Origin of the sequence: Clostridium carboxidivorans P7 (genome assembly GCF_001038625.1) — a bacterium.
GTDB classification, from domain to species: domain Bacteria; phylum Bacillota; class Clostridia; order Clostridiales; family Clostridiaceae; genus Clostridium_AM; species Clostridium_AM carboxidivorans.
Genome location: NZ_CP011803.1, coordinates 3752740 through 3775178 on the forward strand (window position 1 = coordinate 3752740; position 22439 = coordinate 3775178).

Annotated in this window: 44 protein-coding genes; 4 read left to right on the forward strand and 40 right to left on the reverse strand. The window is 30.2% G+C overall.

Features of this window, described 5'->3' with window-relative positions; all coding sequences use genetic code 11:
• Positions 1-25 precede the first annotated feature (25 nt).
• The gene (locus Ccar_RS16600; RefSeq protein WP_048030244.1) at positions 26-463 is read right to left on the reverse strand and encodes a hypothetical protein; all 438 of its coding nucleotides are present in this window, start codon (positions 461-463) and stop codon (positions 26-28) included.
• 109 nt (positions 464-572) lie between these two features.
• On the opposite strand from Ccar_RS16600, the gene Ccar_RS16605 reads away from it, so the two are divergent.
• Complete coding sequence (locus tag Ccar_RS16605; protein WP_048030246.1) at positions 573-713, forward strand: zinc ribbon-containing protein; 141 nt, start codon at positions 573-575, stop codon at positions 711-713.
• On the opposite strand, the gene Ccar_RS16610 is transcribed toward Ccar_RS16605, so the two are convergent.
• From Ccar_RS16610 to Ccar_RS16770, 39 genes are all read right to left on the reverse strand, one after another.
• Complete coding sequence (locus tag Ccar_RS16610) at positions 697-1020, reverse strand: hypothetical protein (protein WP_048030247.1); 324 nt, start codon at positions 1018-1020, stop codon at positions 697-699. The two genes, Ccar_RS16605 and Ccar_RS16610, sit on opposite strands and share 17 nt — an antisense overlap.
• Positions 1021-1075: 55 nt before the next feature.
• Entirely contained in the window at positions 1076-1294 is a 219-nt protein-coding gene (locus Ccar_RS16615; protein WP_048030249.1) for an Rpo12/RPC10 RNA polymerase subunit family protein, read from the reverse strand.
• Between the two features lie 450 nt (positions 1295-1744).
• Positions 1745-2215, reverse strand: coding sequence for a hypothetical protein (locus Ccar_RS16620; RefSeq protein WP_048030251.1), 471 nt, complete (start codon positions 2213-2215; stop codon positions 1745-1747).
• A gap of 10 nt (positions 2216-2225) precedes the next feature.
• Entirely contained in the window at positions 2226-2498 is a 273-nt protein-coding gene (locus Ccar_RS16625) for a hypothetical protein (protein ID WP_048030253.1), read from the reverse strand.
• Positions 2499-2510: 12 nt separating this feature from the next.
• Entirely contained in the window at positions 2511-2870 is a 360-nt protein-coding gene (locus tag Ccar_RS16630) for a hypothetical protein (protein ID WP_048030255.1), read from the reverse strand.
• Positions 2857-2979 (reverse strand): hypothetical protein, encoded by a 123-nt coding sequence (locus tag Ccar_RS27600; protein ID WP_278336728.1) that lies wholly within the window; start codon positions 2977-2979, stop codon positions 2857-2859. The genes Ccar_RS16630 and Ccar_RS27600 overlap by 14 nt, the downstream gene beginning before the upstream one ends.
• Positions 2973-3170 carry a hypothetical protein gene (locus Ccar_RS16635; protein WP_048030257.1) on the reverse strand — a complete coding sequence of 66 codons (198 nt, stop codon included), beginning with the start codon at positions 3168-3170 and terminating at the stop codon, positions 2973-2975. The genes Ccar_RS27600 and Ccar_RS16635 overlap by 7 nt, the downstream gene beginning before the upstream one ends.
• Before the next feature lie 13 nt (positions 3171-3183).
• Complete coding sequence (locus tag Ccar_RS16640; RefSeq protein ID WP_048030259.1) at positions 3184-3411, reverse strand: hypothetical protein; 228 nt, start codon at positions 3409-3411, stop codon at positions 3184-3186.
• Between the two features lie 10 nt (positions 3412-3421).
• The gene (locus Ccar_RS16645) at positions 3422-4138 is read right to left on the reverse strand and encodes an N-6 DNA methylase (protein WP_082141607.1); all 717 of its coding nucleotides are present in this window, start codon (positions 4136-4138) and stop codon (positions 3422-3424) included.
• 233 nt (positions 4139-4371) lie between these two features.
• Positions 4372-4635: a hypothetical protein gene (locus Ccar_RS16650; RefSeq protein ID WP_048030260.1), complete on the reverse strand. Its 264-nt coding sequence runs from the start codon at positions 4633-4635 to the stop codon at positions 4372-4374.
• Positions 4636-4700: 65 nt separating this feature from the next.
• Positions 4701-5477 carry a DNA methyltransferase gene (locus Ccar_RS16655; RefSeq protein ID WP_053075347.1) on the reverse strand — a complete coding sequence of 259 codons (777 nt, stop codon included), beginning with the start codon at positions 5475-5477 and terminating at the stop codon, positions 4701-4703.
• A 39-nt stretch (positions 5478-5516) separates the two neighbouring features.
• Positions 5517-5717 (reverse strand): hypothetical protein, encoded by a 201-nt coding sequence (locus tag Ccar_RS16660; RefSeq protein ID WP_048030262.1) that lies wholly within the window; start codon positions 5715-5717, stop codon positions 5517-5519.
• 7 nt (positions 5718-5724) lie between these two features.
• The gene (locus Ccar_RS27605; protein ID WP_278336730.1) at positions 5725-5850 is read right to left on the reverse strand and encodes a hypothetical protein; all 126 of its coding nucleotides are present in this window, start codon (positions 5848-5850) and stop codon (positions 5725-5727) included.
• A 3-nt stretch (positions 5851-5853) separates the two neighbouring features.
• Complete coding sequence (locus Ccar_RS16665; protein WP_048030264.1) at positions 5854-6198, reverse strand: hypothetical protein; 345 nt, start codon at positions 6196-6198, stop codon at positions 5854-5856.
• Between the two features lie 12 nt (positions 6199-6210).
• Positions 6211-7077, reverse strand: coding sequence for a hypothetical protein (locus tag Ccar_RS16670; protein WP_082141608.1), 867 nt, complete (start codon positions 7075-7077; stop codon positions 6211-6213).
• A 39-nt stretch (positions 7078-7116) separates the two neighbouring features.
• Complete coding sequence (locus Ccar_RS16675; RefSeq protein ID WP_048030265.1) at positions 7117-7743, reverse strand: putative metallopeptidase; 627 nt, start codon at positions 7741-7743, stop codon at positions 7117-7119.
• Positions 7744-7769: 26 nt separating this feature from the next.
• The gene (locus tag Ccar_RS16680; RefSeq protein ID WP_048030267.1) at positions 7770-8171 is read right to left on the reverse strand and encodes a DUF1064 domain-containing protein; all 402 of its coding nucleotides are present in this window, start codon (positions 8169-8171) and stop codon (positions 7770-7772) included.
• Between the two features lie 9 nt (positions 8172-8180).
• Positions 8181-8345: a hypothetical protein gene (locus Ccar_RS26845; RefSeq protein WP_156184587.1), complete on the reverse strand. Its 165-nt coding sequence runs from the start codon at positions 8343-8345 to the stop codon at positions 8181-8183.
• Between the two features lie 83 nt (positions 8346-8428).
• Positions 8429-8551: a hypothetical protein gene (locus Ccar_RS27610; RefSeq protein ID WP_278336731.1), complete on the reverse strand. Its 123-nt coding sequence runs from the start codon at positions 8549-8551 to the stop codon at positions 8429-8431.
• Positions 8548-8979, reverse strand: coding sequence for a hypothetical protein (locus Ccar_RS16685; protein WP_156184588.1), 432 nt, complete (start codon positions 8977-8979; stop codon positions 8548-8550). The genes Ccar_RS27610 and Ccar_RS16685 overlap by 4 nt, the downstream gene beginning before the upstream one ends.
• Positions 8933-9121 (reverse strand): hypothetical protein, encoded by a 189-nt coding sequence (locus tag Ccar_RS16690; protein ID WP_048030271.1) that lies wholly within the window; start codon positions 9119-9121, stop codon positions 8933-8935. The genes Ccar_RS16685 and Ccar_RS16690 overlap by 47 nt, the downstream gene beginning before the upstream one ends.
• Positions 9122-9151: 30 nt before the next feature.
• Positions 9152-9343 carry a hypothetical protein gene (locus tag Ccar_RS16695; RefSeq protein WP_048030273.1) on the reverse strand — a complete coding sequence of 64 codons (192 nt, stop codon included), beginning with the start codon at positions 9341-9343 and terminating at the stop codon, positions 9152-9154.
• Positions 9344-9412: 69 nt separating this feature from the next.
• Positions 9413-9619, reverse strand: coding sequence for a hypothetical protein (locus Ccar_RS16700; RefSeq protein ID WP_048030275.1), 207 nt, complete (start codon positions 9617-9619; stop codon positions 9413-9415).
• Positions 9620-9681: 62 nt separating this feature from the next.
• Positions 9682-10299 (reverse strand): hypothetical protein, encoded by a 618-nt coding sequence (locus Ccar_RS16705; RefSeq protein ID WP_048030277.1) that lies wholly within the window; start codon positions 10297-10299, stop codon positions 9682-9684.
• A gap of 39 nt (positions 10300-10338) precedes the next feature.
• On the reverse strand, positions 10339-10521 hold the full coding sequence (locus tag Ccar_RS16710; protein WP_048030278.1) for a hypothetical protein: 183 nt from the start codon (positions 10519-10521) through the stop codon (positions 10339-10341).
• 41 nt (positions 10522-10562) lie between these two features.
• Positions 10563-10781 carry a double zinc ribbon domain-containing protein gene (locus Ccar_RS16715; protein ID WP_048030280.1) on the reverse strand — a complete coding sequence of 73 codons (219 nt, stop codon included), beginning with the start codon at positions 10779-10781 and terminating at the stop codon, positions 10563-10565.
• Positions 10782-10834: 53 nt separating this feature from the next.
• The gene (locus Ccar_RS16720; RefSeq protein WP_048030282.1) at positions 10835-11269 is read right to left on the reverse strand and encodes a hypothetical protein; all 435 of its coding nucleotides are present in this window, start codon (positions 11267-11269) and stop codon (positions 10835-10837) included.
• Positions 11270-11279: 10 nt separating this feature from the next.
• The gene (locus tag Ccar_RS26165) at positions 11280-12215 is read right to left on the reverse strand and encodes a phage replisome organizer N-terminal domain-containing protein (protein ID WP_053075348.1); all 936 of its coding nucleotides are present in this window, start codon (positions 12213-12215) and stop codon (positions 11280-11282) included.
• A 268-nt stretch (positions 12216-12483) separates the two neighbouring features.
• Positions 12484-12654, reverse strand: a complete 171-nt coding sequence (locus Ccar_RS27080; RefSeq protein ID WP_169823846.1) for a hypothetical protein — start codon at positions 12652-12654, stop codon at positions 12484-12486.
• A complete protein-coding gene (locus Ccar_RS16730; protein ID WP_048030284.1) occupies positions 12651-14453 on the reverse strand; it encodes an ATP-dependent helicase in 1803 nt (600 codons plus the stop codon). Before Ccar_RS16730 ends, Ccar_RS27080 begins: the two co-directional genes overlap by 4 nt.
• Positions 14437-16584, reverse strand: coding sequence for a hypothetical protein (locus tag Ccar_RS16735; protein ID WP_048030286.1), 2148 nt, complete (start codon positions 16582-16584; stop codon positions 14437-14439). The genes Ccar_RS16730 and Ccar_RS16735 overlap by 17 nt, the downstream gene beginning before the upstream one ends.
• Positions 16585-16586: 2 nt before the next feature.
• Entirely contained in the window at positions 16587-17741 is a 1155-nt protein-coding gene (locus Ccar_RS16740; protein ID WP_179945225.1) for a hypothetical protein, read from the reverse strand.
• 137 nt (positions 17742-17878) lie between these two features.
• The gene (locus tag Ccar_RS16745; protein WP_048030287.1) at positions 17879-18325 is read right to left on the reverse strand and encodes a DUF5348 domain-containing protein; all 447 of its coding nucleotides are present in this window, start codon (positions 18323-18325) and stop codon (positions 17879-17881) included.
• A complete protein-coding gene (locus tag Ccar_RS16750; protein WP_048030289.1) occupies positions 18312-18536 on the reverse strand; it encodes a hypothetical protein in 225 nt (74 codons plus the stop codon). The genes Ccar_RS16745 and Ccar_RS16750 overlap by 14 nt, the downstream gene beginning before the upstream one ends.
• A 27-nt stretch (positions 18537-18563) precedes the next feature.
• The gene (locus tag Ccar_RS16755; protein ID WP_082141609.1) at positions 18564-18773 is read right to left on the reverse strand and encodes a helix-turn-helix domain-containing protein; all 210 of its coding nucleotides are present in this window, start codon (positions 18771-18773) and stop codon (positions 18564-18566) included.
• A gap of 21 nt (positions 18774-18794) precedes the next feature.
• A complete protein-coding gene (locus Ccar_RS26850) occupies positions 18795-18944 on the reverse strand; it encodes a Com family DNA-binding transcriptional regulator (RefSeq protein ID WP_242852172.1) in 150 nt (49 codons plus the stop codon).
• Positions 18945-19132: 188 nt separating this feature from the next.
• Positions 19133-19453 (reverse strand): hypothetical protein, encoded by a 321-nt coding sequence (locus Ccar_RS16760; protein ID WP_048030291.1) that lies wholly within the window; start codon positions 19451-19453, stop codon positions 19133-19135.
• Between the two features lie 12 nt (positions 19454-19465).
• Positions 19466-20284: an ORF6N domain-containing protein gene (locus tag Ccar_RS16765; RefSeq protein WP_048030292.1), complete on the reverse strand. Its 819-nt coding sequence runs from the start codon at positions 20282-20284 to the stop codon at positions 19466-19468.
• A gap of 80 nt (positions 20285-20364) precedes the next feature.
• Positions 20365-20577 carry a helix-turn-helix transcriptional regulator gene (locus Ccar_RS16770; protein WP_048030294.1) on the reverse strand — a complete coding sequence of 71 codons (213 nt, stop codon included), beginning with the start codon at positions 20575-20577 and terminating at the stop codon, positions 20365-20367.
• A gap of 204 nt (positions 20578-20781) precedes the next feature.
• Between Ccar_RS16770 and Ccar_RS16775 the strand changes: the two genes are divergently transcribed.
• The 3 genes from Ccar_RS16775 (at position 20782) to Ccar_RS16785 (ending at position 22429) form a co-directional block, all read left to right on the forward strand.
• Positions 20782-21258, forward strand: coding sequence for a helix-turn-helix domain-containing protein (locus tag Ccar_RS16775; RefSeq protein WP_048030296.1), 477 nt, complete (start codon positions 20782-20784; stop codon positions 21256-21258).
• Between the two features lie 44 nt (positions 21259-21302).
• Positions 21303-21740: an ImmA/IrrE family metallo-endopeptidase gene (locus Ccar_RS16780; RefSeq protein ID WP_242852173.1), complete on the forward strand. Its 438-nt coding sequence runs from the start codon at positions 21303-21305 to the stop codon at positions 21738-21740.
• 140 nt (positions 21741-21880) lie between these two features.
• Positions 21881-22429 (forward strand): RodZ family helix-turn-helix domain-containing protein, encoded by a 549-nt coding sequence (locus Ccar_RS16785; RefSeq protein ID WP_053075349.1) that lies wholly within the window; start codon positions 21881-21883, stop codon positions 22427-22429.
• The last annotated feature ends 10 nt before the right edge of the window (positions 22430-22439 follow it).

Below are 22439 nucleotides of genomic sequence, written 5' to 3' on the forward strand. Positions count from 1 at the left end.
AAAAAGAGCTTGTAGAAGCTCTTTTTTATTTAGAAAATATTATAATAACTGCTACTACTATAACTAAAATAAATATTATAGAAAATAAAAATTTAAGAAAAATTATATTTAGTATTAATAAAAGTATTCCTAAAATCAAATTAACTATGAATTTAATTTTGCTTATTTTTATGTTTTCATCATAATAATCTTCTAATAACTCTTCAATTATGGGTATTCTTGTAAATAAAGATAAAATTAATATAAAATTAATTATTAGTGCTATTATTCCTAAAAATAAACATAAAAAATATTTATCAGTTTTAATAAACATAAATACTAAGACTTCCCATAGCCCACCTGGCTTTGGTAAGTCTTTTATAAATAATAAATACCCAATAACAGATATTGATTGAAAAGCTGCTAATATATAAAATATATTAGTATTTAGCACATTCTTTAAATACTTTGTAAATTTATGCATAATATCACCTCCATAACCTACATATTCTCCATAATTTTCAAATTTCCTTCCTAATTTTAGAGGAATTTAACATTTTGTGTTGAATATTCAATTATAAGGAGGTGATATTATGTACCATACTGGTGATAAACCTGGTAAAGGTCATTACAGATGTACTGTCTGTGGTGAAGTGATTTATTTAGATCAAGATACAGATACTTTACCACCATGCCCTAAATGTCATAAAACTGAGTTTACAAAAGTTGATTAATTCCTATGAACTTTTTAATTGACTCATCTGAATAACCAAAGGCTTTACCTAGAATCCAATGATCAAAAACAGTCTTTGGTTGTTCAGGTAAATTCTTTATTATTTCTAACATATACTTTTCTTTATATATCCATATAGTTTTCCATCCTTCTGATAAATCTTCTATGTAAGCAAATAAATTATTTTTATTTATAATGCTTTCAGCTTCTTCTATGTACCTATCTTGTAATGGCATCATAGCCGTTGGTTTACCACGACTTACAAACTCACAATAAGACACTATTTTTCCTTTATTGAGATCATTCATGATACTACCTCTAAATAATTTTTTTACTATCTTATGCCAAATACTTTTCAATTATTTACCTAACCTGTTTAATAGCTCCATTAACTCTCCTATAACTTCTTTCCTGCATACATTCCTTAAGACTATCCGAAGCCTTTTCTTTTACAACTCTTTTACTATTGCAATAAGGACATGTTAAATACCTACCATTAGCCATATTGTCTACATCATCTGTTAGCAATACAAATTCTTTTTTACATGTTCTGCACCTATAGCTTGTATAAATATTTAACATATTCCCACTTCCTTAAAATTTTATAATATATTTTTTATCATAAGGTTATATTTTTCTGTAATTTGGTTATACTCATAATTGTAAAAATTAATTCAAGTAAATTGATGTATAAAAATAAAAGGAGATTTAACTATGCATAGCCTGAATTATATTCAGGTCATAGTTCTCTATATTTTGTTTTGTATTTTTAATAATAGCTACATTTCCATTGAAAAACATAATGGAAAAATAGTAAAAATTTTTAAATATAAAGGCAAAAATTATAAAGAATAACATGGCCCGAGAAGATTTTAAGTATCTTCCCGGGTTTAATAAATCAAATAAATAAATAAAAAGAATCAACTGAAGTTAATCAATTGATTCTTTTTGCTATTGTCACCGATTTATAATCCCTGCTTTATGGCACAACCTTAAATTTCTAACTGTATATATTATATCACTTGACATACCCTAGTTACTGCCAACTTTATAAATTCTTAATCCTCTCTGATATGAAAATAATTCTCTCGCTTGCTTTAACCATCTATATATTGATCTCTCACCTGCAGGTATTTTAGTTGATGCAACATGTACTCTATCTTGTATATCACCTATAGTAAATTCTTTATCAGCATCCTTAAAATATACAATTTCTATTGCCTTTATTATATGTTTTTTATGCCTTGCTTCTAGTTCTGCTAAAACTTTATCTACTGCCTCCATATCATTGATTTCAGATATTCTTTCATTTACTGCTTTTTCTGCTGCAATAAGAGCCTGCTCTGTAGGTTTAGATATTCCATCTTTAACTTGTGTTTCTTTTTTCTTTATTTCATCTAATGCTTCAATGTATAGTTTCTGTTTATATTTTTCAGCTGACATTCCATTTTGAGCGTAAAACCTAAATGCAGCTGTTGCGTAATCTCTTAAGTAATCTTTCATGCTTGTCCTCCTAAACCTTAAATTCTTTTTTCTTAGCCTGTTTAAATTCATGTTTCATGATCTGTTTTTTAAATATCTTCCTAAATACCCCACTTAATAATTTCAATAGTTGATTTTCTTTTTTTAACTTTACAACATTAATAATTACTACTTCTTCAGCTTTTAATGCAATTTTTATATGACATCCCAAACTTTCAACATCTAATTTATTTAAATCTAAAACTACACTTCCTATCGCAACTCTATCACTCTTATAAACATAAGAAACTAGATACTTATTCATTTTTATTCTCCCTTAGCAATTATTTCTGCATTTATGATGTAATATCTTTTTGTTTACTACTCTTGAATTAAATCTATTTTTATAGCTTCTATGCTTCCAACTCTGCCTTAGCTTGTCTCCATCATCTATCTTCACTTGATTTACTTCTTTTAAGTCCTCGGAAAGTTTATCCATAAATTCAACTAATTCAGAAGTATCCATAGGTTTAGTTCCAATTATGGATTCTAGTTTCTTCTTTTCTGCCATATTTTCCTCAGCTTTTTGCACTGCCTTAACAACATTTCCTATAGCATTAGTAAAACCAACTACTAAACCAACACATAAGGCTCTAAAATTTTTTAAGCTTTCTTCTGAAAATTTAATTTCTAGCATCTTTATCATCCTTTCTAAGTTCCTTGGCTATTTTACATATAGCTAATGATATTACTGGAGTTACTATTATAAGAGTTATGGTTGTAACTAAAATTATTAATGTTAACATACATTACACCTTCTAACTACTTGTCCACCTACAAGTATTACCCCAGTTTCAAAACATATTAATGCTCTGCGTTTCTTCCCATTTATTTTGAATAGGCACCTATGATATATAGGTTTATGAATACTCTCAAATCTTACTTCTTTTGTCCCAGCTATGAAGTCCTTTAATGACACTTTTGCTAGCTGTTCCACAATTTTATCCTCCTTATTTGATATTATTCTTCTCCCTAAAATCTCTTATTTCACTTTCAAACATTTTTATAAGTACTTCTTCATGAGCTATGTCCTTCTCTAATTTTTCTAATCCTTTTTTTAACTTTGGATTATCTTTATACACCGAAACTACTGCTCTTCTGTTTAGCATTTTAAACTGTAATGCATGCTTTATTGCATACATTTCTACCAATGTTAACTTTATAGTTTGCTTAATCATTTTTATCCCCCTAAAACATAGCCATCTGGCCATTTTCTTTAACCTGAAAATCTATCTTCTTTTTAGGCTTTTTCTGTTTCCTGAATTGCCATCCGCCTAATACATAAAAAGGTGTTTTCCACTCTTCATACATTTTCATAGATAAAGTATTTCCATGAAGTACTATTGCTGGAATACCTAAAAGGCTTAATTGTATATAACACATATGAACTGCTTTTATATCCAAATCTACTGCAGTAACTATCAAAAGGATATGGTAGTTATAACCTTTATCTTTTAGTGCTAATGCTAGCCCAATTATTGTACTTCCTCCCCCTGCTGACGGTTCACTTACAGTAATAAACCCTTTTTCTTTTATAACTGTATCTATATTTTCTATAGTCATAGCTCCCATAGCCTTTGATATATGAATTGGTGTAAAAAATTGTCCCTTCCATTTGTTACCCAGTTGAAGCTCCATAAATATTTCTCCCAACACATCACTTGTTTCTTCTTCCAGTGCCATTACTAATTCTGCAAATAACTTCGGAAAAATTGCTCCTTCTTCTTTTGAATATGCTGCTATTACATCCATGTACCTTTTTTCCCTTTTGGATCTATTTATGAAGTCTACTGAATTGCTTAACGTTATGGCTGACATTTCTAAAAAATCTGAATATACCGTCCATAGATTGTGCCTATATGATACTTTTTCAAATAGTTTAATCATATTTTTCTTGTGATTCACTCAACCACCTTCTACTACATGAGTTTCATTTGAGAATAAAGTATTAAAACCTTACCCTTAATGTCCTTAATATTTGTATTACGACTTGTCTATTTTCCATATATCTAATATTTTTTGGTCTTTGCTTTTTAGAGCGTTCTTAAGAATCTTGCGTTGTTTATAATAACTCCCGATGAAAAACAAATAATTCTCTTTTATCTTTTTATTAATAGTTTTTTGAGGTCTATTCACAGCTATACCTCCATATTTTCAAATTTTATATCTTTAAATATCTTCATAATTTGCAACTCTTCCAAGTTTGTTAATGTTTTACGCCCTGATTTACCACTTTTATGATTATGCATTATTATTGTTGTATTACTTTCTAAATTATTTAGAGGATTATCCATGCAAATATCATTATTTAAAATATCAGTTTTACAAAATCCCTCTTTATTCTTTAAACACTGAGTTAAAGGACATTCAACATATATTCCATTTTCTTTTTTCTTCTTCATAAACATTCCTCCATCATAATGACGTATAATTTTCAGCTCCTATAGCTGCTTGTTGAATTACACACCTAAACAAATTTAAGCTGCCTTGTTTCTTCCCAAATTCTCTCGTTTGCTAATTCCGCCCAATATTGACCATAATATTCTCCTGGCTTCTCACACACTCCATTGTCAAAAGCTATAAAATTTCTATTGTTCTTTATAGCAGCTAATGGAATACTTCCATACCCTGTAGTTAAATCTAAAATCGTTGCTCCCTCATTTGTATAGGTTTTAATAAACCAATCACATAGCTCTATAGGCTTTTGTGTTTGGTGCAGAGGATAAGTATCCCATGCAAACTCTAATACATCTAAAGGATATCTTTCATCACTGTCATAGTGATAATCAGATATATTTGCATTGTAATTTGAGCTTTTATTTTCTTTTTTAACAGTTACTACTTTTCTTTTATGTCCAGTAGTCTTCTGAGGATTATATATAGGTAATTCATCATAAAATACTAAAACATCTTCATGTGCTTTCATAGGCATTTTACTAGCATTTTGATATCCTTTAGGTTGTCTTTTTTTACAAACTATTTTATATTTATAACTATCTAAATTACTGCACATTAGCTGTCCTACAAACTTTCCTTTAGCAAACAAACATACTGCTGCATTGTCTTTTTTTACTCTATTTATAGCATCCCATAGCTCATTAAAAGGAATTACCTTATCCCATGAATTATGTGTTTCTCCAAAAGGTAAATCACAGAATATCATGTCTATACTTTTGCTTTCTATATCTTTAGTACCTTCTAAGCACTCTTTATTTATTACTTTATTTCTAATTAATCTTCTCATTTCCACCCTCCCCGATGCTTCGTATAATTTTCATTATGCCTATTTTTCTAAATGGCATGTTAATCTGCTTTCTCGTTTATGGCTTTTAACAATATATTCAATTTTAAGTTTTTGGTTTTCTGCACATGCTTCACATGGAATATTTGAATTGCAAAACTCACTATTAAAGAAACATGTAAAGTCTATTACAGATTTAGCTCTTTCAATTTCTTCATGAGTACCTTCTATTGTAATCTTCATAATTACCCTACCTTTCTATAACCTCAGCATCCTTTTTGCTTACTTCTCCATCTTTAGTTACTCTATAGGTTTTTCCTATTTTATTTGAATACCATAAACTTTTACTGGAGTAATCCATAATCATTATTTTCATAAATTACTTTCCAACTCTCTTTTCTTTCTGAGCATCTTCTCCCTTATTCCAAATCATCCTACAATGCTCATGAATATATTGCATTTGCCTATACTTCCTATAGCAATAATCTTTAAGATCAGTTTTATTAATTTTCTTATCCTTATTCATTGCTAACTTTCCTGCATTAGCTGCTATAGCTGCCCACCTATCTGCAAGTACCCATGCTTTCTGACTTAATTTAAATGCGTGGCTACAATCTTCTGTAGTTAGATTTATATATTGAGTTGCTAAATCATAGTATTGATCTATATCTTCAGGAAAACATTCATCTAAATCTACTTTCTTACGTGTAATTGTTAATCTCATCTAATCACCCACCTAAGCACTCTTTAATATTTTTAAAATCTGCATCTTTCCTATGGCAGTATGCTTCGTACCATTGTCAAATATAATGTTTAAAATATCCTTTCCCATTCCATACTCACGCACTATAGTTCCCTCTATGATGTTCTTTCCATACATAGCTTGTACATAATCACCAACTTTAGCTTTGCTTATTTCTGGTACTGTAGACTCATCTTCTTCTTTTTCATCAACTAATATTTTCATAACATCTTCTTGATTACAATCAACTCTATTTATACTTGTAAAATCAATAATCCATCCATTTTCAAGAATATCTATTACATTATCTGAAAGCTCAATGAGTATATTACTGTCACCTTTTCTTTTGATTACTCTTTTTATACTATTTTTAAATTTACCAAGTACCTTTTGTAGATTCTCTTTCTGTATGGTGTTTGCATTAAATTCAGATTTATAGTACATGATCTTATCCATTGGAAGCACTGGAGACTTATTGGGTATAGTAAATTCCTCTCTTCCATCTTTATTAATGTAAATGGTCCTATAAGAATTTTCATATACTACTTCAATACCTAATCCTCCACCACAGTACTTAATTACCCTAGATAAATTCTCATTTTCCTTAACCTTATTTTTCTTTAGGAATTGTTGCTGCTCTTCCGTTGGAACTAAAGGGTTTATAATTTTCTCATTTTCTTTACATGCAACTTTAGTGATAATTTTTGTAGCCAAAACAGGATTTTCTGTGACCAAAACACCATTTTCTATAGCCATTTCAGCTTTTTTTGTGAACGATTTAGGTTTTTCTGTAATCTGTATGTCAAATATACTTAACTGACCATCTATAGGCTCAATATTATTTTTATCTACTTTCTTCACTTTCCTCCCTCCTTTCAGGGACCTAAAGTCCCTGACTTGTTACTTTTTATCCCTGCCTATATAGTCATATATAGATACTTGTCTTCCTGCCTTTCTAAGCTCGTCCCATAAAAATTCATCATCTAAAATATCTGCTATATTTGCCTTTGTTTCTGCCCAATCCTTTCCAAGTGTAGCTACCATATTGGACCAATCTTCAATATCATGATCTTTTAATGTTCCATCACTATCTATATGCCTTAACTCATGGTACATAAGTGCTACTACCTGTTCCTTGCTCATCTTTTCTGTGTAGTACTCTCTAGTTTCTATAATGTATTCATAACCTGTGACAGAATAAAGTTCATTATTTGTTGCCTTGATCCGAGCTATCCAAGATTTTTTACCTCCAGTTGGTTTCCAATAGGTATCTTCTAAAAATAAAATTTTATCTGGTTTAATATATTTCAATTCTTCAAACCTACTAACTAACTTGAAGCATATAGGTCTATATATTAGATTTTTAATCCAATGCTTTTCATCAAACTTTGCATTATCCAGTCGAGTAACTTTCTGAATTCTTCCTGAGTCTTCATTACTTGCATATTGAATGTTATATCCTCCAGAAAACTCTATGTCCTCTATTATTTCACCAGAGCTGCCTTCAACTATGGTAAGTTTTTTCATACTACCTTCTCCTTTCTTACATAATGCTAAACTTCTTTTAAGATTTCTAATTTTATACCTGGATATCTTAGTTTAAATTGCTTGTAAGTTCGTTTCCATTGCTCGCTTTCATACCCTTTAGTGTCTTCCACTGAATAAGTCCCATCATTATTTAGTATTAAAAAGTCTGCGCTATAAGTAATTGCTCTTTCTTCTATATTCCCTTCCTGAAGAATGAATTGTGGCTGTAATATGAATCCTGCTATTTCTCTAGCATGGAATAATAATTTTAACTGGCAGTACCTTTTCATTTCTAACTGACTTCTAAAAAATACTCCATCATGCCAGCAGCCATTGTTATTATATTTTTGTCTCTTAGCTTTTGGTTTTTCTAGCTTTTGTCCTCTTCGTTTTAAATAATCTTCATATTGCTCTGGTGTCCAGTTCATTAATAAACTTTACCTCCTTGTAACTTGTCCTACTTTTCGTCTACATGTTTTCTCTACTGCTCTTATGCTTAAACTATTTAAATCGCACTGTAACGCTCTTCTTGCATACTCCTTTAGCTTTTTACGTCTTTGCAAAATCTCATAGGTCTTTTGTGCTTTCTCACTGACAGCCATATTTTTTCTCCTTTCTTTTTGTATTAGTAAATTAATACTCTAGTACACTTAAATTAAAACTATATCTAAAGTTATCTCTAATCCTAGCCTTTTAAGTTCTTCCTTTTTTCAAGTTCATTATGTGCCCACTCTGAAAGTTTTACTGACTGCTGCACTTTGCCTCTTTTGGCATATATGACTTCTACCTTTAAGTAATTTATTATCATATGATCTCAACCTTTCTTGTATAAAAGTCTGCGCACATGAAACTTTCTTTATAATTCCCTGATTTAACAGTTATAAACTTGCTATTTTTACTTATTACTACCCCATCTATGAACCTAATTGGAACATTCTGCTTATCAGCAGTTACTTTAATTTTTATTTCTTTGTTTAAATTAATCATGTCTGCTATTTCCCTAATTTGCTGAGTATGCTTTCTGCCTTCTATCTCTAGTGCTGCTTCGCTACCATTTTCAGTCGTATGATTTTTCTTTTTAGTCAAAGACATTCGCTGTATTTTGCTGTCTACTGATCCTTTACTTCTATTAGTTTTAAACTTTTTGTTAAGCTCTTCTGTCAACTTATTTGCATCCATAATCGGCTTATTAGCTCTGATGAACTCCTCTTCCTTTGGGTCCCACTTCATCTGCATTTCCATTCCCCCTAAACCAATTTTGAAGTTCTAAATCACTTATTCCTAATTGTTTAGCTGTAATATCTATAGCTTCAGAAACCGTGCAATCATTGTTATAGTAGGTTCTAACTACTTCATCCATGAACTCAGATTTTTTCATACTTTACCTCCTATAATTTCTTTGTACTTTTTATAATCCAAGCCCTTTCATGAGCCCTATCATTAAAGCTTTAGCAATTTTTCTCTCATGTCTTCTAAATTTTTCATATCTTTTATACTCTCTTTTGCAGTCTCTATAGAACAAATCGTATCTTCCTGAAAGTCCAAATATTTTATAAGTTTTTTTAGCTGCCTTCGATATCTGCTTTTGATACTTATTCATGAGCATTTCACCCACCTTTGACTTATATTAATTTATATTCTTCCAACTCTTTTTTTGAAGCACATGACATTAAATACACATAATGCCTTTATCAAATAAACAACTATATACACTTTTTATGATCTCTTCATCAAACTCTCTTGGTGATTCTTCAATGTTTCTTAATAATGTCAAAATATCACCAGTAGAATATTGCTTTAATACTTCTATCTTTTCTTGATTAGTCTTTTCTGTATCAGTTTTGAAAAATAAATTAAATCTACTTCCATATGTCATGTGACTTTAAACCCTCCTTCATGAATTCTTTGTATTACATAACTATCCATATATACAGATAATTAGATTGTATTTTTAAAAACTCTTTTAAATTCAACTACCCATACCCAAGGATCAGCTTTCCAACCATACTTATCAAGAGATTCTTTTTTTACTGTAATATTCCATAACTTTTTAAATTCTTCTATATATTCATCTGCAGTATATATATCAGTAATAGGGTAATCAATTTTAATACCTTCTTTTTTACACTCTCCTGCAGTTGTTGACCTTATTTTTTTAACTTTTATATCAGTAACTTTCAAAAATATTCTTGCTGCTTGTTTTGGCATATGAATTGAAGGTATCCATACTTCATCTTTACACTGGTTGGCATTCCCCCAATAAGGGAATTTAGCCGGTTCACCATCTGCTTTATACACAAAACCTTCTTCACCATCAGGTGTCCATGTATTTGCCCATGTTTCCCTCACATAAAGAATATCTCCTACTTTATAAGGAGTTTTTATTTCAAACTTAGTAGTAAAAATGTGTGCATCTTTAAAAAGTACATTTCCATTATTGAGTTTTCTATCATACTCCATTCCTTCGACATTTTTAATTATTCTTCTTGTACTTGTCTTCCTACCTTCTAAAATTGCTTTAACCATCTGTGTATTAAATAATATAGGTTTTTCCATTTTTTCACCCTTTCTATAAAAGTTTCTCGCTGATTTAATTTAAAACATACTTATTTGTTCATTTTCTACTATCTCAAAAGGTTCGACATTCTTACCATCCACTATCAAAGGTATAAACATGTTTCCTGGTTCCTTTTCTAATTCATATAGTTCTACTGCTCCGGTTTCCGAAAATCTAAGTATATTTACAAGTTTTCTTTTCTTTCCCCAGTAAGCTAACATCAAACCACCTCCTGCAGCTATTCTTTGAATTATGACTTAAATTATTTATATAGGCCAACTGGAGCAAATTTATTAATAGTACACTCGTTACAATTTTTTGCTTTGCTTGTAACGATTTTTTTACTTGTTCTCCAGCAGTGCAGACATTTATCTTCAAGTAATTTTTGCCCACATTTTCCACAAAAGTTACATGGCATTTTGTTTTCTTTGCCACAATTAGGACAAGTAAGAATAGTTAAATATTTAGATTCATATTTCATAGTAAAATTCCTTTCTTAATACTCATAATTTTCAAATTATAAATTATTATCTGTTAGCTAAAGTTAAAGTCATTTGTAAGTAGATCCTTAACATCCTCTAAGTTGTAAAATTTCATATTCTCTTCATTACGTTGAAAAGTCATATCACCTAATTCATATAAAACGTTGCTTATAAACGTCAAAACTTTTTGTTCAGCATCCTCATTTATGCTCCTAAATCTAGCAAAGTTACCTTTATACAACTGTATAAATGCAATTAAGAATCTAGCTTTATCTGAATTTATACTAATTTGTTCTTTACTGAATCTTGAGTTTATGCTTTGAATTTTAGAATTTAATTTTTTATTTTTATCTTCCAAATAAGCTATTTTGTGATTCTTAGCTTCTATTACTTGCTGCAGCTCTTTTAAAATATCCTCAAATTTCTTAATTTTAGATCCATTTGGAACTTGGATATTCTCTCCTAGTATGCTTATTTGCTCATACACTTTTTTCGCCTCACTTTTGCCACCCTAATAATTTTTTCTCCAGGTCGTCATAATCATAGCTCCTCTGCTCAAAATTATTGAATGTGCTTTCTTTTTTACTGCTGAATTGCTGTCTATTAGGTTCTTTCTTTTTTTTCTTATTTTTAAAATCTCTTTTATCTGCCATTACTGCTTCTACAGTTTTTAGTCCATGTTCTAGCCACCTGTTTAATATTGCCTTTATATAACTTATTTCTCTAGCATCTTTTTCAACAGCTTCCTGAAGTGCTAATGTAATTACTGCAGATTGCATACCATCTTCAATATAACTTTGTAATATTTGAAACTCGAAGGGTGTCATGAGATGGCCAAAGTTATTATTAAAAAAATCTATAAAGTTATCCACATTATCCACAGGTTCATTTCCAGTAGTAGCAGTAGTAGTATTATCTACTTCTTTATCTACTTCTCCTTCTACTTCTATATCGTGACTGTCACGTGACATATCGTGACTTTTTTGTGACGTCACGTGATTTGTATTTTCAGTTCCACAAGATTCACCTTGCGCAGGTGCTTGTAATTCTTTGATTTTAGATCTTTGTCTTTGTTTTCTTAGTCTATTTTGCTCTCTTATCTTATCCATTCCTTCCAGATTCTGATGGTCCTCCCATCCTGATATTTTAATGCCCTCATTATGTGTCTCTACCATGTTGAACTTTTCAAATATTTCTAGTGCCATTTTTACTGTATTAAGTTCCATATCAAATTCAGTTGCAAGCATTTCTGGTTTATATGGCAAGCTTTCAGTAAGTAAGATATATCCTTGAGCATTACATTTACCTGCTAGAGTAAGCAGCATAACCCAAAATAGAACTATGTCATTTCCACCTGGGAGCTTACGTATCTGCTTAATTTTTCTATTATCAAACATATCTATATTTAATTTAATCCATGTTAGCTGTGCCATAATTACTGCTTCATCTCCTTATCTAAAAGTTTTTTCCTATTACGCCAACGTGTTTTAAGCCACTTTCATCTATCCAAACATAAAATTTAAGTCTTAGTTTTTTCTTAGCATTTTTCAAATTCTTCATCCTCCCATTTGGTATAAATTTCATACCATTGAGCATACTATTGATATATATAGGTTTAATATGCTACAATGGGGACAAGAGCTGGCAGGCTCTTATCCAATAATTTTTTATCAGGTATGCATCCTCTGCAAAGGGTGCATTTTATTCTTTCTCCATAAAATTCGCTTTTATCAAATCATCCCTACTGTCATATTTAATGCTGCCTAAAAAATACTCCAAATTATCCGAATCATGTATCTCATAACCATTCTTAACTAAAACTTCTATTTGTGAATTTATGCTTTCTATTAGAGTCTTTAAGGCCATGTTCATGGAATCATCTCCTCTATAAATTGACTTTGCTCTGTGTCTATTTCTTTGCCATTCCAACCTAAAATTTTCTTTGCTCTAGTTACAAATAACCTTTCTTTTGCTCTAGTGATAGCTACATAAAATAACCTACGCTCCTCTTCTAAATCTCCTCTTTTACTTGGAAAAATATTTTGATTCATTCCTGGAACAAATACTGTATTAAACTCCAATCCTTTACTTGCATGTACTGTCATAATCTTAACTGCATCCCGTTGCTCCATTAATTTTTCCTGAATATCTTTCATGTGTACCCACTTTAAGAAACTTGATATGTCTGTAGACTCTACTAAGCTTTCTTGTATTGATTGCCATCTTTCAATGGCTGACATAGCTTCATGTAAATCTTGAATTTTATTGTCTCTATTTTCATGGAGATATCTTATTGAAAGATTCAAAACACATATTGCTACATCAAATACTTTTACAGCTTCTGAACATTTTTCAGTTATATAATTTCTTATCTCATTTAATTGCTGAATAAATCTTTGTATATTTTCAAGAGATTCTGCTCCTTCTAAGGCTTCCATAAAACTTATAGACTCATCAATTTGAAACTTTTCTAATTCGTGAGCTTGAAGTTCATTTAATCTTTTTACAGGAAAATTTATCACTTTTTTTAAAGTTGCATCATCTTTAGGATTTAAAACTACTTCTAAAACATTTAAAATCATTTTTACATCATGTTTTTTAAGAGGATCTTCTTTATTACTTACTAATTGATAAGGTATATTAAATGCCTTGAACATCTGCATAAATGGGTCCATTTGCTTGTTTGTTCTGGTTAGTATTGCATAATTACTATAGCTGCTGTCTTCTAATATTTTTGAAGCTATTAAGTTAACTTCATTCATTACATTTTCAGCTTTAATAACTTCTACATTAGGACCAGTTTTATGAGCTTTTAATGTCTTTTTAGTTTGATTTTTGTTATGAGCTATAACATTATTAGCTGCATTTATAATGGATTCTGTGCTTCTATAGTTATCTTCAAGTTTTATTACTTCACAATCAGGATAATATTTTTGAAAGTTTATGATATATTCCGGTTTAGCTTTTCTCCAACCATATATAGATTGAAAATCATCACCTACTACAAACAAATTTTTAGGGTACAATGCTTTTATAATTTTCATCTGAACATCATTTGTATCTTGAAACTCATCTACGAACATATACCCATACTGGCTATTGTAATTTTGCTGAACTTCCTTAAATTCAGTTAAAAGCTTTAAAGTCTCTGTAAGAAGCATATCTAAGTCTATTGCATTGTTCCTTTTTAAAGTCCATCTATATTCCTGAATAACTGCCTCTTCTTCTCCGCAATCTACATTTCTATTTCCATCAAGTACATCAATTATTGCTTTGAGATTAGTGTATTTTTTATAGCCAAATTCCTGTATTATTTTATCTATAATTGACTCTCTATCTTCCTGGTCATATATAGTAAATTCCTTGTCATAACCTAGTAAGTATCCATATTCTTTAAGCACTTTTACACAGAATGCATGGAATGTATTACAAAATAATTTTTCACCTTCAGCACCTATTAACTTTATAACTCTCTCTTTCATTTCTTTACCTGCAAGTCTTGTAAATGTTAAAGCTAACATACTGCTGCATCCTACTCTATTTTCATGTAAGTGCCCTATTCTTCCAGTTAATGTACTTGTTTTTCCAGAACCTGCTCCAGCTAAACATAAGATAACCGGTGATGTGCTTTCTACAGCTTTTCTTTGTGCTTCATTAAGCTGATTGTTCATTTATTTCACCTTCTCTATTTAAATCCCAAACTTTAAACCCATCTACTTCTGTGGCAGCTATAACTCCTGAAAGAATGATATTATCTAATTTATTACTTATTTTATTTAAACCATCTATAACATTTTTAAAGTTTTCAGTATCAAGATTTTCAATATTATCTATGGCCAAGATCCTACATGTTGGATTTGCTTTTTCAATAAATGTTGTTAGCATTGAGATTAATAGAATCATTTGTTGCCCTGTACTAAGTGCATCAAAGTTCCTTTTATCACCAAACTTATCTTTCCATCCAAACTGGAATATTTCTTTTCCTCCTGCAGTTTCAGTGGTGAAGTAAAACTCATTTTTTATCCCCATTGCAGTCAAGTTCTCTTGTATAGCACTTTGAATAGGTTCTAAGGTTTCCTTTACTAATTCCCCTTGCAATCCTTTAGCTCCAAGTGTTTCATCTAATGATTTAAAATTTATATAATTGTACTCAGCAGTCTTACTATCTATCATTGTTGACTTTAAATTTGACAAAGTAATTTTTGCTTTTTCCTGCTCATCAATTTTAGATTTTAAAGAGTCTATATTAGTTCTAATACTTTCAATTTGTTTTTGCAGTATATCTATTGGAGCTATGGCTTCTACAGGCTCATTTTGAAGTTTCTTTAGTTCTGCATTTAAATTTGATATTTTTTCAGTTTTCAAACTATCAAATGACTTAGCTTGATTTAATAGTTTTTCCTCATTATTTATTGCTGCAGTTAATGAGTTGTTAGCTCTATTGGCTTCAATTTCTTGATTTTCTAATGCTTTTTTATTTTCTTGTAATTCCTTACACTTTTTATTTAAAGACTTCTCTTTTTCATCAAGTTCATTATAAGTATCTGCAAGGACTTGCTTTTGAACTTTCCATATATTTATTTGGCTTTCTGTATACTCAATAAACTTACTAAAATCTTTACCACAAGCTATTCTTCTATCTAATACACAACATTTTTTAATACTTTTTACTCTTTCTAAGCTTTTTTCATTAGCTTCAATCTGAATTCTTAATTCAGTTCCTTTGTTTTTAACTTCATCCTTATCTTTTATAATTGGTTTAAGTTCATCTTCAAGTTTGATTAGTTCATCTTTAATTGCTTTTATTTTTTCTGAGTTATCTACATTTTTTATCTTCATCTTTAGATTTTGAATTTTTTGCTGAATATCTTCTGTATTTACAGAACATTGTTGCAATTCCTCATTTTCAATAGCTTTTTTTAGCTGATCTATTTTAGCTAATTTAGCATCTATATTCTTTTTTTTCTGAGTATCCGCACTGATCTGCTTTTCTGCTTTTACAAGTTCCTCTTGAAGCTTCTCAAGCTCATCTTTATTAACTTTAAGATTTCTGTCTGTCTCAGCCAATTTATTCTTTAATTCCCCTAACTTCTGTACTGCTGCAGTAGCTCTCTTTTTTTCATCATTCCAGAAACTTAATTTAGTTTTAGTCCAATCAATCATACTTTGTAATCCTGCAACAATATCATATTTTTCAGGGAACTCATTTAAAACATCTAAAATTATATTTTTCATCAATTCAAATTGTTCAGGATTATTTACTTCAAGCTCTACTGTAAGAAGCTGATTTTCAAGATATTCTTTTACTTTGTCTTTGGTCCATTTCTCACTCTCAAACCCTGCAAGATTATATATAAATTCTCTTCTTTTGCTATCTGAAAGATTTAAAAACTCACTAAAGTCCATCATTATAGGAAAAGATCCTAATTCAGCTAGTATTCTTGCTTCTTTCTCGTTTATTTTCTTTTCACCTCTGGAGGGACTAACATTTAAATTTTGTTGTATACTCTCTTTTATAGAACCATCTCTGCTCTTAGAAACTTTCTTTTTAAATTCTCTAGTAAAACTGAACTCATTTGTTTTTAGTCCAACTTCCATAGAACTGCTGCTGCTTAGTTTAAAAGTTTCATCTGCTTTTTTCCCTTTGCCTGGAACATAACCAAGTAATGATATTCCCAAAGACTGAAGTCTAGTGGTTTTTCCTATACCATTAGGACCAATAATAATGTCTTTTCCTGTAAGTTCTTGAACTACATTTTGGCCTTTAATGTTTTTCATAGATATTCCAGTTATTTTTTTCATCTTTAAAATGCCTCCTGTTTATCTAATTTTGAATTTATTATTGTTTTAGCCATTTCTAACTGACCTGCTGTAAGCTCTTCATAAGGTTTTCTAAAGTTATCATGAATTACTTTATTAAACTCCTCTTCTCCCATAATTCCTATTACAGATTCTAAATCAGCTCTTAGAACCTTTACTTTTTCATTGTTCTCGTTATGAACATTTTCAGTATGGGTAATTTCTACATTTTCCCTTTCTTGAGTATTTATGTGCTGCATTGGTTGAGCTGTGCTTTCTGTAAGCTCTGGAGTTGTTTCTTCTTCATCCCTAGCAGTGTATATGTCCTCTTCTGTAATATCATCTATTACATTAGCATCAATAATATCTACTTTTGCACCTTTATATTCACTAATGCTTTCTCCTTTTTCAGCCATGTGAGCTAACTTTGTTAAATCATCTCTAGTTAAATCACTATTAAATCCCACTACATTTACAAAACCTACATGGAATTTATCTGGACCTACTGCATCAACATAAACCTGACATAAACTTGGGTGCTTCTTAAGTGCATTTCTTTCTGCAATTGTCTGTGCTTTTCTTTCTGCAAAAAGCTTATTTTGAATATATGTGTCCATGCATTTTAATATATCTACATTAGTTAAATCTACCCATATGCCCATAGTCCCTTGTATTCTTAAAAACATTCCTTTTTTCTTTTCATCATCTGTAAGAGTTTGCTCCATACACATTCTTCCAGAACCCTTATTATATTGAACTTTCTTGTTTAGGTCCTGAATAAAATACATTTTTATATCATAAAGAAGTGTACTTGAAGTCATTACTAAATTTCCTGTAGGACTATAGCCTATTGCAGTTTTCTTTACCCAAACCTTATCTATAGTTCCACTTTCAGGATCTATAATTGGGTAAGGATTAACTACTATATCTCCATTAGGCAATGTTAATTTTTCAGGCGTAATTATACTAATTCCTGCAAATTGATTCATTGCATTATATCCAGCTGCTGTAATCATTGCCTTTCCCTGTATTACTGCTAGATGCCCTTTTCTTTCTTCAAGCTTAACTCTACCTCTTAAAGCCTTTATTGCTCCTGTGGGTGTTCTTTTTATGAAAACATCACCATCTCCTAATTTTGCGACCTCTTGATTTTTACCCATCTCATATCCTCCTCATATTAAATAAATTTTATGGTTCTTTTTTACAGTTATTGGCATAGAATATAATGTAAAGTGTTTGTGTCTTTCCAAATTTAAGTTTTTTATAAAAGGCTTATTCAGCCTTATTTATCAATAAGTTAATCAACTCTTTCTCTTACTTTCATACCATCATAAAGTAATGTTTTCCATTGTCCATAAAAGTAATATCCTTGATTGTTGTGCTCAACACGACCTGAGTACCATCCTCCATCTCGCCCTATTTCTTCATCTGCTGCAAGATATATTTCAATAGATCTCCCACAGCTTAAAGGGTATGAGGTACCTCCTTGGTTAAAGTCAATCTCAAACTTACCATATGAATTTTTTCTTAAACGTCCCTCTTTCACTGGTTTTGAAAAATGCTCTATTGCCCATTTAGCATCATTCAAATTCTCTGCAGCTCTATAAATAGCACTTCTTATTTCTGATTCCTCCATGGTTTCACCATCTGAACAACTTGGAAGATTATTCAATGCATTATCAAGCTTTTCAGCTAAACTGGTTATGTCTGATAAATACTTTGTATACAATTTATCTCTTATCATTTTTTACCTCCTCCAGCATACTTTTAATACTTAATGGCTCCCATCCAAGATATTTTCTCATTATATTGCTCGCATCAATTAATGCTTTTAATTCTTCATATGAAGGACATTCAGAATATTTTTTGTACTTGCCACTTTGCCATTCTAGTAAAAATTCATATGAAAAAGTAACTTTTATAAAAGGTTCTAGACTATTTATTGCATGATCCATTAACTACACCTCCTCAAGGCCACCTCCTTAAACACATTGATAATACTTTGTATTAACCTTAATCCAATCTAATAATTTATCTTTGGGTATTCTTATCTTTCTTTCTCCAAGTCTTAACACTGGAAAATTCTTTTGATAAACAAGCTCATACGCTGCATTTTTACCTATGTTTAAAACTTTTCGCATATCTGTAACTGTTAACAACATTGGTAAATTCTCAAATTCTTTTTCTGTCACTAGTGCCACCTCCTAAATTACTTATTTACTATCTACAATTAAAGTTGCTATAGTACTGCATCTAGTGCACTTTATTTGAATCTGTATACTTCCCCTCAACTTATATTTAAAAAGTAATTTATTACATTTAGGACATCTAAATTGATCCATTTCACTAAAATCTTTTATCATTCGGGAACTCCTCCTTAATTCTGAGTTATTCCCCTCCATTTACCCCTTATTTAAGAATCTTAATGGTGATTCCATACATTTATACTCTAAAGTTTCTATAGTGTCCTCTAAAAGCTTCTTAGTGAATATCGCTGTAACCTCTACTCCTTCAAATTCTGTTTCTATAAGCTTTAATATTTTATCTTCTACTAAACTAATCTCGTTATCTGCAATTTTGCGGTAATACTATCTGGAATTTCTTCAAACATTAGTGTATTTGAAAGCTCCTGTAATTTATCTAATGCATTAAGAAGTTCTTTTGATGGAATGTTATGTAGATCTATTTTTATACTAACTGTCCCTTTATTTAGTAGTGCAGTTTTTTCAAAACACTTATTTACATTCTTACTAGATTGATTTTCATACTCAAGCACATTTATAACTCTTGATAATGCAGATGTTAATTCATCATTTTGGGGTTGCTCTTGAACTGGTACTTCTTGAGCAACTTCTTTTTTAGTTTCACTCATTCTTTGATCCTCCTAAGCAACTTTATATTTAATAGCCATTTCTTTTACTATAGCTATATAGACTTCTGTTAATCTCTTATCATCTGCAATTACATCTAACTTAGTTACTTTATTAGCTTTACTTTTACTGCCAGTTTCCTCTAGGACTTTCCTTCTTCTATTTGTAAGCCTTATCTCTAATTTTGCTCCTGCTCTTTCATTGAGTAATTTATAACTTTCATTTCTTACCTCTCGATAAGCTTCAGTTGTTCCACCACGTTCAATTGCAATCTTTGAAAGAATACTATTAATATCTGCTTTCCATGAATTAGGATTTAAAGCTATAACATCTCTAATTCCTTGGACCTCTTGCTTAACTGCTGCTGTTTCCTCTTTAGCTACTGCAAGTTCCTGCTGTAGTTGCTTTTGTTCAAGCTCTTGCTTTGCCATATTATCAAATATTTGCTTAAATGCTTGAAGTTCTGGACTAAGTTGATTTATTGAAAAATTTTGCTCCTTAACTCTAAAATAAGTTTCCTCTAAAGCTTCATATACTTCCCAAGCTTCATCAGTATCAAGAATCTTTGCATGCCTTGCTGCTCCTTTTTCAGTCCATAAAATAAGCTGTGGTGCGAATTTTAAAGGTTCCCTGATATTATCGGGTAAGCTATTTTTAAATTGTTTAAGCTGCTGTCCTTCTAACTTAAAATAATGTTTTCCTTCTACAAACCTATTTTTGTTATTGGAAAAATTATCTTGAATATTCTTCTCTGTAGCACCATATTCTTCTGCTAAAACTTTAGTTGTCATTATTCTTTGCTTTTTAAATTCAAGTGGTATTAAGTTACTCATTTTACCATCTCCTTTGTTTTTTATTTTCTCTTCCACGAAACCCATAATGTTCTATTAAGTTTTTTTAGATTTTACATATACTATATAGTAACTTTTAAGTTGACTTCATTGTCAAAAAAAATATCATGAGGAACTTTTAATATTGAAATCAGCTTTTTAACTTCTGCAACTGTAAATAAGTCAGGGTTATTTTCCTTTGTATTATAGTTAGCAATGCCCATTCCCATTAATTTTGCAGTTTCCTCTTGACTTAATCCTTTTAAAGTTCTAAATGCTTTGATTACATTTGACATATTTCTCACCCCCCTTTTTTGTAACCTTTAAGTTGACTTGCTATGATTTTATTATAATCACTTTTAAGTTGACTGTCAATAATATTTTTATCATTTTTTATAAAAATATTCTAAAAAACAATAAAAAGTATATTTAAAAGCGACTTTTATTTATTTTGTCAACCTTTGAGTTATAATATATTTAAATATATAAGAGGTGAAATCATGGAAAATATTACAGGCACTAGAATAAAAAGTTTAAGAAAAGAATTGCATCTAACGCAAGAAGGATTAGGCAATATTTTGCATGTTACAAAACAATCTGTTAGCAAATGGGAACTTGGTACAAACATTCCTGAACCTCCAATTTTAAAGCAACTTGCTAACATGTGTAATTGTTCAACTGATTATTTACTAGGAACTACAGATGTAAGAAACTACACAGATAAAGTATTTTCTGAACCTAGTAAATTAAATAAGGATGATAACACTGAATTAAATAAAAAAGATGAGAAAGACATAGAAAAAGCTACAGAAAAGTTTCTGGAAGGACTTGAAGGTGGAGCTATGCTTAATGGTGAGATATTAGATGATGAAGATTTTGAATTATTTAAGCAAGCAGTAAAGAATGGACTTACTTATGCTAAAATCTCAAATAAAAAGAAGTATACACCTAAAAAATATAGAAAAAATGATGATTAAATAGAATATAAGGGTTAATGGTCATAATATTGGGGGAATTAACTTTGAAAAATATTATTGATAAAACTGTTAAAAAACTTATAAAAAAGTATAATACTAGAGATCCTTTTGAACTTACTAGATATTTAAACATTAAAGTTCTTCAAGAGCCTTTAGGAAAACATATAAAAGGATTTTATCAGTTATGCCCAAAGAATAAAGTTATACACATTAACCAAGATTTAGAAGATGCTGAAAAAACTTTTATTTGTTCTCATGAATTAGGACATGCCTTATTGCATACCAAGCTAAACATTTTATTTTTAGAACGCAACACATTTTGTGTAAAAAACAGATATGAAATAGAAGCTAATACATTTGCTTCTTGCTTAATGATAAAAGACGATTTAGTACAAGCATATCCTGATTACTTTACCTTAGAACAAATAGCCGCAAGTGAAAATTTACCTGTAGAACTTTTAAAACTCAAATTTAATATTTGAGTATTTTTTGGACTATTTTGAGAAAAATTTTACATAAATGTATTATGTTGAAAATAGTCTAATGTTGTAGAAATAACAAATGACCATCCGAGAGCCTTTGAGCACCAACCCTTTATATATTGATGAAAGAAGGAATAATTATGGGATTTAGATTAAAAAAATCAGATAAAAATAAAATTTCTAAAAAGAGTAATGCTGCTAATAAGTCTACACCCACTACTAGTAAAAACCCTGGATGTGGATGTTTTACTGTAATAATTGTACTAATGCTTATTGGTATACTTCATTCTGCTTTTTCAGGCGATACCACTAAGAATGCTTCTACTAACACTAGTAGTAATAGTACAGTAGAAACAAAGCAAGATAATAAAAGTAATGCTACCAATGCAGAGAATCAAAATAAAACTACTACTCCAACAGATAACTCATCTAATACACAATCACAAAATAATGCTGTGCAGCCAAGCTCTCAAAACTCTGCCAGTACAGTTCAACCTCAAAATGGTACTTCTACTCAAAATTCAAACTCTGATGATAGCACCATAGTATATTATGTTCCTGGAAGTAAAGTATATCATTTAAGTAAAAGTGATGGAACTCTAAAAAGAAGCAAAAACATACAATCCATGACATTAAAGGAAGCAAAAGCAGCAGGAATGAAACAATCTGCATCTAAGGCAGATGAATAATAGTTTAAAG